The sequence below is a fragment of the Mucilaginibacter sp. genome (genome assembly GCF_036383575.1).
GTDB lineage: Bacteria > Bacteroidota > Bacteroidia > Sphingobacteriales > Sphingobacteriaceae > Mucilaginibacter.
In genome coordinates this window covers 1-9,015 of record NZ_DASVOB010000532.1, presented here as the reverse complement: position 1 = coordinate 9,015, position 9,015 = coordinate 1, and the positions used below count along the sequence as shown (strand labels likewise).

The window sequence follows — 9,015 nt, the reverse complement described above, 5'->3', positions numbered from 1 at the left end:
TACATCGGCAATATCAACCATATGGTCTTTATCGGTAACCAGCATACCCGACAGGTCACTGCCTTCAGGTGTTTTAACACCTACATAGCCTTGATATACGTTATAAGGCATGCTCACCTGGTTTATACTGAAGTTACCGCCGGGTTCAAATACTTTAACCAGGAAGTTAGCGCGAAGTTGGCCCGGTGCCTGTTTCTCTACGTTTACGTTGGCGTCCACATCCGCCGTACCGGTTTCACTCAGCTTGCCGTCAAAAACAGTTTGTACCTGGGTATTAAAGGCCAGGGTAGGATCGTCAAAAACATAATCCTTGTATTTTTTGAAGCTCGTGTTTTGTGCCGACAGGTAAGCATCAACTTTTGCTTTAAGGTTTTGTGCTGCGCCGCCAAACAACCATTGCGCACTCAGTTTACCGTTAGCATTGTTGCCTTTGGTCAACTCTGCCGCTCCGCCGAATGAAAGGCTAAGCTTAAGCCTGTTAGGCATGATGGTTTCAACTTTGATCTTTTTCTCAAAAATGGCACCGCCTACTTTAACCTTGGCTGTCCAGTTGCCGGTAGGGGACGAGGTTTCGGTTGAGGTGTGAAAACTGTAAAATCCATCTAAACTTTTAGTTTGGGTTATGCGCCTGTATAGCTTATCGCTTGGATCATACAGTTCAAACTCAACCGGGTGATCAGCCGGGAGGGTTTTTAGTTTATCTTCCAGGATAAATGAAGTATAGATAGAATCTCCCGGACGCCAAACGCCGCGCTCGCCATAAATAAATCCTTTGAGGCCGTTTTGTACTTCTTCTCCGCCAACATTAAACCTCGACAGAGGCAAGGAACTACCGTCATCAAGTTTTAAATAACCACGCTGTACGCCTTTTTTAGCTACCAGCAGGTATGGTTTACGTTTCAGGTCGAACTTAGCCAGTCCGTCACCATCAGTAGTAGTTTTATAAATTACCTGTTTCTGATAGTCGAGCAGTTCAAGGTCAACATTATTCATAGGCTCTGCAGTCAGAATATCAGTAACCGCTATCAGCATACTGTTATTATTGCCGCGTTTGGCTATGAGACCGATGTTTGAAGCTATGATGTTGCGTGTAGCCCAGCGCTGCTTGTTGTAATATGATTCTGAGCAGGCATCGTCACGTTCCTGCCAGTTGTAGCCTTCGGGGTAATAATTGTCATAGCGTTTCCAGAAGTCGTCGTCCTCGTCGCTTACTTTTGATGTATTGTCGCTGTATTCGCCGCCGTAGTAGCCACCTTCTTCGTCATCATCGCCATTATCTTTTTGAACTTTACCGCTGTATATTTTGCAGTTGAACAACGAATACGAACGCCTGAAACCGATCACCACACGATAGATAGCACCAGGTTCGGTACGGATCATCTGGTCAAGGTCGAGCATAAAGCGGTTTTTCTTATGTAGATTAAGACCTTTGTCGGTATCTAAACGGATAGTTTTTTGAACGATAGGCTTGCCAACCTGTCTTAATTCGGCGCTACCGTCAAAACCGTTGCTCTGGAAATATTGTGGTACATTGTTTTCGTAGATCTTGATAATAGTAACATCTACCGCATTAAGGTTGACCGCCTCAAAAGGCATCATAATGCGGCCTGAATCGGGGAGGATCACGCCCTTTCCGGGGATGGTTACTGCAGGCAGACGGTTCTCAAAAAACAAATTGGCAGTATATCCTTTGGTGATCCTTTTTAGGAGTGTGTTTTTAATGCCTTCATTTACGGATACGGTGTAATCTCCCTGTAAGCGATCTGGCGCATAAACTTTTACCAGGCTGCCATCAATGCTGTAGGCAGGGTCAGATATATTATTGATAGTGATGAGCCCGTTGAGTTCCTGTCCAACCAAAATATTATCCGAGAATTGTACTTCCACATATTGGTCATTATCCTGTACGGCACGAATGTTCAGTACCTTAAAGTCGCCAATTGCAGGCACCTCAAAATTTTGGCTGCCTTTTTTATCTACACCTATGCTGCTGCCGTCCCAATTAATAACAAGCGGATTGGCTTTTCCGGCCACACGGGTTAAGCCGGTTATAGTAAAATGGTGGTTTTTATGAGCCGCATCATGCTCCCAGTTTATTTTAACAGGCGAATCATAATTAGGTACGATAAGTTTATCAACAGCAGATGGATCTTCAGCATCGGCGGTTTGTACATCGCCGGTCAATTTCATTTCGGTGTTCGAGGTGCTGTTGGCGGTTTGCATTCCGATAAATGACACCGTAAAATCAGGCTGGATCACCTGGAAACTAAATTTGAAATGCTCAAAATGGTTTGACACTTCAATAAGTTTTCCCAATTTAAAATCGGCAGTATAGTTTTTACCCGGATCAAGCTTTTCATCTGGCCTGAACTCTATGGTACGCGCATCTGTCCAGATAGCCTTTCCTTTTATAGACGGCGAAAAGTTGAAAAGGTCTTCGGTTATTTCTTCATTTTGCTGATGGGTTACTTGTACATCGCTGGCCAGCCGAATACGGATCGGGCTTTGTTTCGAAACAACACCGGTAGTGTACGACTCGATGTACTTGCTAAAGGCAGGGTCAACAACTGTTTTTTTGTGGCCACTGGCAACCAGGTATACGATGAGTAAAACAAGGGCGATAGTGGTGACAACAGTGATTAAGGTTCGGCGTTTGCGGAATTGGCTGTATCCGTTTTCCATGAAATAGGTTTATTTATTATCAGGTAAATTATGAAATTTATGACAATAAATAATTTAAAGCGAAAATTATTTTATCATAACCCCGGGCTTGTTTAAAACCGGGATCTTGATAAAATTCATCTCCACAATACTTTCAGGAAGGAAAATAAACTTCTTGTCGAAAATGTCTTTTCCGATGTAATAGCTTAACCAATACTCATTATTAAGGCCAAAGGTTTGCTCATCAATTGGCTCGATAAGCTTATATGCCTTACTGTCAACAACAGGGATCATATGTCTCAGCACAGAGGTCTTTACCTGTTCGCCATCCTTTTCACCATAACCTTTGGAGGTAATGAGCACGTTTTCGATGGGCTCATTTTTGAGGTTGATGAGATATACATACCATACCTTACTTTCCACGCTCTCACTTTCCAATGCTACTGCAATGGCAATATCCTTTACATTATTTTCGGGCAGGTCTTTTTTCATTCTTTTAGTTGATTGGGTTGATTGAGTTGATTAGTTGAGTGGTTCTGAGCACGCGAGTCCAACCGTTCACCTAATCAACTCAATCAACCATTCACTTCACTACTTTTTCTTCGGCGCCGCTTTTTTCTTGGCCGGTGCTTTCGTTGCAGCGGGCTTGGCAGCGGCAGCGGCTTTGCCAAAGCGTCCTTTTTTAGCATCCTTCGGTGTTGCATCGGCAAGTGCCTTGCATTCTTCGTAGGTGAGGGTCAAAGGATCCTTATCTTTAGGGATCTTAACGTTCAGCTTGCCAAACTCAATATATGGGCCCCAACGGCCGTTCAACACTTTCACGTCAGGATCTTCATCAAAAGATTTGATCAGCTTCTCTGCATCTTTTTTACGCTTCAGGTTAATGAGCTCAATGGCTTGTTCCTCGGTAACATCATGCGGGTCTATCTCTTTAGGTAAAGAAACAAAGGCGCTGTTATGGCTGATATAAGGCCCAAAACGGCCGATAGCCACTTTCATTACCTTACCTTCGTACTCGCCTACAACTTTAGGCAGCTTGAATAACTCAAGTGCTTCCTCAAGGCTAATGGTTTCGATGCTTTGGCCACTGCGAAGGCTGGCGTAAAGCGGTTTCTCTTCATTCTCTTCAGTGGCACTTTCTCCAACTTGTACAAATGGGCCAAAACGGCCGATACGTACTGAAACTTTCTTTCCGCTTTCAGGGTGGATCCCTAATTCGCGTTCGCCTGTAGCTTTATCAGCCTTTTCAATTGTGCTCTCTACTTCTTTATGGAAAGGGTTGTAAAAATCGTGTAGCATAGCTGTCCACTCTTTCAGGCCCTGCGCTATCTCGTCAAATTGCTTTTCAACGCTTGCTGTAAAATTAAAATCGACGATGTCCTTGAAATACTGCACCAGAAAGTCATTTACCACCGCGCCGATATCAGTCGGGAATAACTTTCCGCGTTCGGCACCGGTGTTCTCCGTTTTTTCTTCTTTAGTAATGCTGCCGGCTTTCAGTGTTAATACCCTGAAATTACGCTGTTTACCTTCGCGCTCTTCCTTAACCACATAACCACGGTTTTGAATGGTGGAGATAGTAGGGGCATAGGTTGACGGGCGACCGATACCCAGTTCTTCCAGCTTTTTCACTAAGCTTGCCTCCGTGTAACGGGCTGCAGGACGTGAAAAACGTTCTGTTGCAGACATTTCCTGCAAAGCTAAACGCTGACCCTTAGTTAATGGTGGCAGCATGGCATTTTCGCCATCCTGTTGTGTATCATCCTCATCATCCTGCGATTCAAGATAAACTTTCAGGAAACCATCAAACTTCATTACTTCGCCGTTAGCTACCAGGTCTTCACTACGGGTTGAAATACTGATCTTTGCGGTAGTTTTCTCAAACTGAGCTTCGCTCATTTGTGAGGCAATGGCACGTTTCCAGATCAGCTCGTATAAACGTTTTTCTGCCGATTCTCCATCGATAGAATGATTGTTGAAATAAGTTGGCCTGATCGCCTCGTGTGCTTCCTGTGCACTGGCATTTTTGGTTTTATATCTTCTTTGCTGATGGTATTTTTCGCCGTAGGCAGATACGATCTCGCTTGCTGCCGAATTTAAAGCCAGTTCAGAGAGGTTTACCGAATCGGTACGCATATAGGTAATGTAACCTGATTCGTAAAGCCTTTGTGCAACCTGCATTGTACGTGCCACAGAATAACCAAGCTTACGACTGGCTTCCTGTTGTAAGGTTGAAGTAGTGAACGGCGCGGCAGGTGAACGTTTTGCTGGCCGGGTATCTAACGATTTTACATCGAAGTTGGCAGCGATACAATCCTGTAAAAACTTTTCAGCATCTTCCTGTTTTGCAAAGCGCTCAGGTAGTTCGGCCTTGAAAGCTTCTTTGCCCTTACCAAATATGGCTACGATTTTAAATGCTGCTTCTGATTTAAATTTATTGATCTCACGCTCACGGTCTACAATAAGCCTTACTGCAACTGATTGTACGCGACCGGCAGAAAGTGATGGTTTTACCTTTTTCCACAGAACAGGGGAGAGCTCAAAACCCACCAACCTGTCCAAAACACGGCGTGCCTGCTGCGCGTTAACTAGGTTATAGTCAATTTTACGTGGTGTATCTATTGCTTTTAAAATGGCCGGCTTGGTGATCTCATGGAAAACAATCCGCTTGGTACTTGCGTCTTTCAGGTCCAATGTTTCAAACAAGTGCCAGGAAATGGCCTCACCCTCGCGGTCCTCGTCCGATGCAAGCCAAACCATTTCGGCTTCCTTAGCTAACTTCTTTAATTCGCTAACTACCTGCTTTTTATCGGCAGGTACTTCATATTTTTGTTTAAAGTTATTAGCTATGTCAATTGCATCTTCCGACTTAACCAGATCACGGATATGCCCATAGCTGGACTTTACTGTAAAGTCCTTACCAAGGTAACCCTCAATGGTCTTAGCTTTTGCAGGTGATTCAACTATCAGTAAGTTTTTGGCCATTTAATCAGTTTTAGTTTTTTGCAAATAAAACATAAAGTAATTGAAACACCAATTAGTTTTTTCTAAAGATGTTGTAAAATTGGAAAGTTGTAATATTGAAATGTTACAAAGTTGATTGTTGCGGTAAGCTAAAAATGAAAAAGTCGCAACAAAAAGTTGGGATGTTTTAAGGCAGAAATGTTGCAAAGTTAAAATTGGCTTGTAATTAAAATATCACAGCCTTGCTAAGAATAGGAACCTTTTAACTTTACAACATTCCCAAAAAAAGCTTACATCAGGAAGCCGCCGCCAAGCAGATCATCTCCTTCATAAAATACAGCCGATTGGCCTGGCGCTATGCCCGATACATTATGATGAAAATCAACCTTCATGTGCTCGCCCATTTGCAGAATAGTACTTTGGGTGCCGGCATCTTTATAGCGTATTTTTGTAATAGCTTCAAGCGGCTCAGTTATACTTTCATATTTAATGAGGTTGAGGTTTTTAACCCAGGCTTGTTTACGCTCAAGTTCATCGGCGGTGCCCAAAACAACCGTGTTGGTGGTAGGATCGATATGGGCAACGAACATAGGGTGACCTAATGCTACGCCCAACCCTTTACGCTGGCCGATGGTATAGAAAGGATAGCCCTGGTGCTTGCCTACTATGGTGCCGTTAGTCAATACGAAATTGCCCGGGCCAATACGTTCATCAAGATCTTCAACTTTATGACGTAGAAACGAGCGGTAGTCGTTGTCAGGAACAAAACAGATCTCGTAGCTTTCGCTTTTGCCGGCAAGTTCTATCTGGCCCATGTCAAGAGCCATTTGCCTGATCTCAGGTTTTGAGAATCTGCCCACTGGGAATTGGGTACGCGCAAGATTTTTTTGCGTTACACCCCATAACACGTATGACTGATCTTTGTTAGTATCCTTGCCTTTTGATATCACGTAACGGCCGTTATCCTGTAAACGGATATTGGCATAGTGTCCGGTCGCAATAAATTCGCAATCGAGTTTATCGGCACGTTTTAATAAAGCCTCCCATTTAATATGGGTATTGCATAAAACGCATGGGTTAGGGGTACGGCCAGCCAGATATTCATCAACAAAGTTATCGATCACAAAATCACCAAACTCATTACGAATATCTAATATATAATGAGGGAAGCCATAACCAACAGCTAAGGCGCGGGCATCATTGATGCTATCCAAGCTGCAGCAGCCGGTTTCTTTTGAACTGCCGCCCGATGAGGCGTAGTCCCAGGTTTTCATGGTTAAACCAATAACTTCATAGCCCTGTTCATGCAGCATCACTGCCGCTACCGAACTATCAACCCCGCCACTCATTGCCACTAATATCCTGCCATGCTTACTCATAATGCTGCAAAGATACCTATTTGATTTTTATGTTAACATATGCTTGGTCAGTATAGGGTAAAATGTGTTAAGATAGTGTTTGTTTTGTTGTTAATCAATAGTTAATTTACATTGTTATCCAGTGTTTTGTGTGAATTATATTAAGTAATTATGATAGCCATACGCGATGCCAACTTGCAATAAATATCGTTTATAAAATCTCCTTTGCGCTGTTATTAGTTTCATTGTGTCTTTAATATGAGTTAAATGTATCAGTAGTTATATCCTTAACATCATATTAATATTGAATAATAAGTGAAAGAAATTGATCTACTTAGTGTAAAAAGAAGTGTTGTAAAAAATGAATTAAACAGGCGCTCAAATAATAGATTTGGCTATAAAAAATGCCTTTGTAACAGGTGTAGGGGATACACTAATTTCAATGTTAAAAGGTATTTGTTGCTAAAATTTTAAATAATAAATGTAGAGCTGACTATTATAAAAACAAGCAACATTATTTATTAAAAATAATGTAAAAATGATACTGCCTATTGTAACAGACCTATTACATTATAAATTTGCTATATCCTAATTAATAAAAGAATGTTAACTCAATTGACTTTAGAACAAAAATTACAGGGCGTGATTTTAGTGATTATTTGCTTTATTGCTGCAGCCAACTACTTAATAAAGTAACGCTTAACAATTTAGAATAACACTTTTAAGGTGCTTACTACACGTAGTAAGCACCTTTTTTATGCAATAGTGTTTGCAGGATAATTTATGGATTACGGGTTTGCCCGTCGCCTTTAACCAGCCATTTATAACTGGTAAGCTCTTCTAAACCCATGGGGCCACGGGCATGGAGTTTTTGAGTACTGATGCCAATTTCGGCCCCGAGTCCAAACTGGGCACCATCAGTGAATGCGGTTGATACGTTAGCATAAACAGCAGCTGCATCCACATCATTTAAAAATTGAGCAATATTTTCGGCGTCCTCAGAGATAATGGCTTCGCTATGTTTGGAGCTGTTTACAGCAATATATGCCAAAGCCTCATTAAACGAACCTACCGTTTTGACAGCCATCTTCATCGAAAGAAATTCGGTGCCAAAGTGTTCCGGGCTTGCCTCATGCAAAAGACTTGCAGGGTAGTCTCCTTTTAGTGCTTCAAAAGCCTGTTCATCAGCAAAAATCTCTACTTCTTTATCTTTCAGGATATATACCAGGCGGGGGAGGTCATTTAAACGTGCTGAATGGATGATCAAACAATCTAAAGCATTACAGACGCTTACCCGGCGGGTTTTGGCATTTGCAATGATCTCTGCGCCTTTCTCCAGGTCTCCTGATTCATCAAAATAAGTATGTACAATGCCCGCACCGGTTTCAATAACCGGAACTTTACTGTTATCCCGTACAAAATCAATCAACGATTGGCTTCCCCTTGGGATGAGCACATCAATATAACCAATGGCGTTCAGTAAGGCTGTTGTGGCCTCACGTTCGGCAGGGAGCAAGGTTGCTACGTTAACGTCAACACCATGTTTTGCCAATACCTGATGGATAACCGAAATGATGGCCCGGTTGGAGAAATCGGCATCGCTTCCGCCTTTTAATACACTGATATTTCCTGTTTTAAAGCAAAGTGCAAAAACATCAAAAGTAACATTGGGCCTGGCCTCATATATAACACCAACAACGCCAAGGGGGACACGTATTTTTGATATCGATAAACCATTAGGCAGTTCAGTAGCCGAAAGTTGCTTACCAAGCGGGCTATCTAATTTGGCGACGCTTAACATATCGCCTGCAATGCCTTTGATCCTGTCGGCAGTGAGTTTAAGGCGATCGTATTTTGGATCAGCCGGGTCCATGCGGTCAAGATCTTTCTGGTTTTCGGCCAGGATATATTCGGTTTGAGCTATAGCCTCGGCAGCAACATCCTCCAAAATTCCGTTGATTACGGAAGGGGTGAGGGGGGCTTTGCGGCTTGCTTCACCTGCTTTATCAAAATAGCTGTTATAATTCATGGT

5 protein-coding genes are annotated in these 9,015 nt (G+C 42.6%); all 5 read right to left on the bottom strand.

Annotated elements, in window-relative coordinates; all coding sequences use genetic code 11:
• Positions 1 to 2,682, bottom strand: a 2,682-nt coding sequence (locus VF500_RS18840) for an MG2 domain-containing protein (RefSeq protein WP_330861163.1), incomplete at its 3' end; no start/stop codon positions are given.
• A 66-nt stretch (positions 2,683 to 2,748) separates the two neighbouring features.
• On the bottom strand, positions 2,749 to 3,153 hold the full coding sequence (locus tag VF500_RS18835) for a hypothetical protein (RefSeq protein ID WP_330861162.1): 405 nt from the start codon (positions 3,151 to 3,153) through the stop codon (positions 2,749 to 2,751).
• A gap of 99 nt (positions 3,154 to 3,252) precedes the next feature.
• Positions 3,253 to 5,646, bottom strand: a complete 2,394-nt coding sequence (gene topA / locus VF500_RS18830; RefSeq protein WP_330861161.1) for a type I DNA topoisomerase — start codon at positions 5,644 to 5,646, stop codon at positions 3,253 to 3,255.
• Between the two features lie 269 nt (positions 5,647 to 5,915).
• A complete protein-coding gene (gene mnmA, locus VF500_RS18825) occupies positions 5,916 to 7,004 on the bottom strand; it encodes a tRNA 2-thiouridine(34) synthase MnmA (protein ID WP_330861160.1) in 1,089 nt (362 codons plus the stop codon).
• A gap of 760 nt (positions 7,005 to 7,764) precedes the next feature.
• Positions 7,765 to 9,015, bottom strand: a 1,251-nt coding sequence (locus VF500_RS18820; protein WP_330861159.1) for a glutamate-5-semialdehyde dehydrogenase, incomplete at its 5' end; no start/stop codon positions are given.

Coding starts and splice junctions, on each gene's coding strand:
- VF500_RS18835 (WP_330861162.1), bottom strand. CDS start 3,153: ATGAAAAAAGACCTGCCCGAAAATAATGTAAAGGATATTGCCATTGCA.
- topA (WP_330861161.1), bottom strand. CDS start 5,646: ATGGCCAAAAACTTACTGATAGTTGAATCACCTGCAAAAGCTAAGACC.
- mnmA (WP_330861160.1), bottom strand. CDS start 7,004: ATGAGTAAGCATGGCAGGATATTAGTGGCAATGAGTGGCGGGGTTGAT.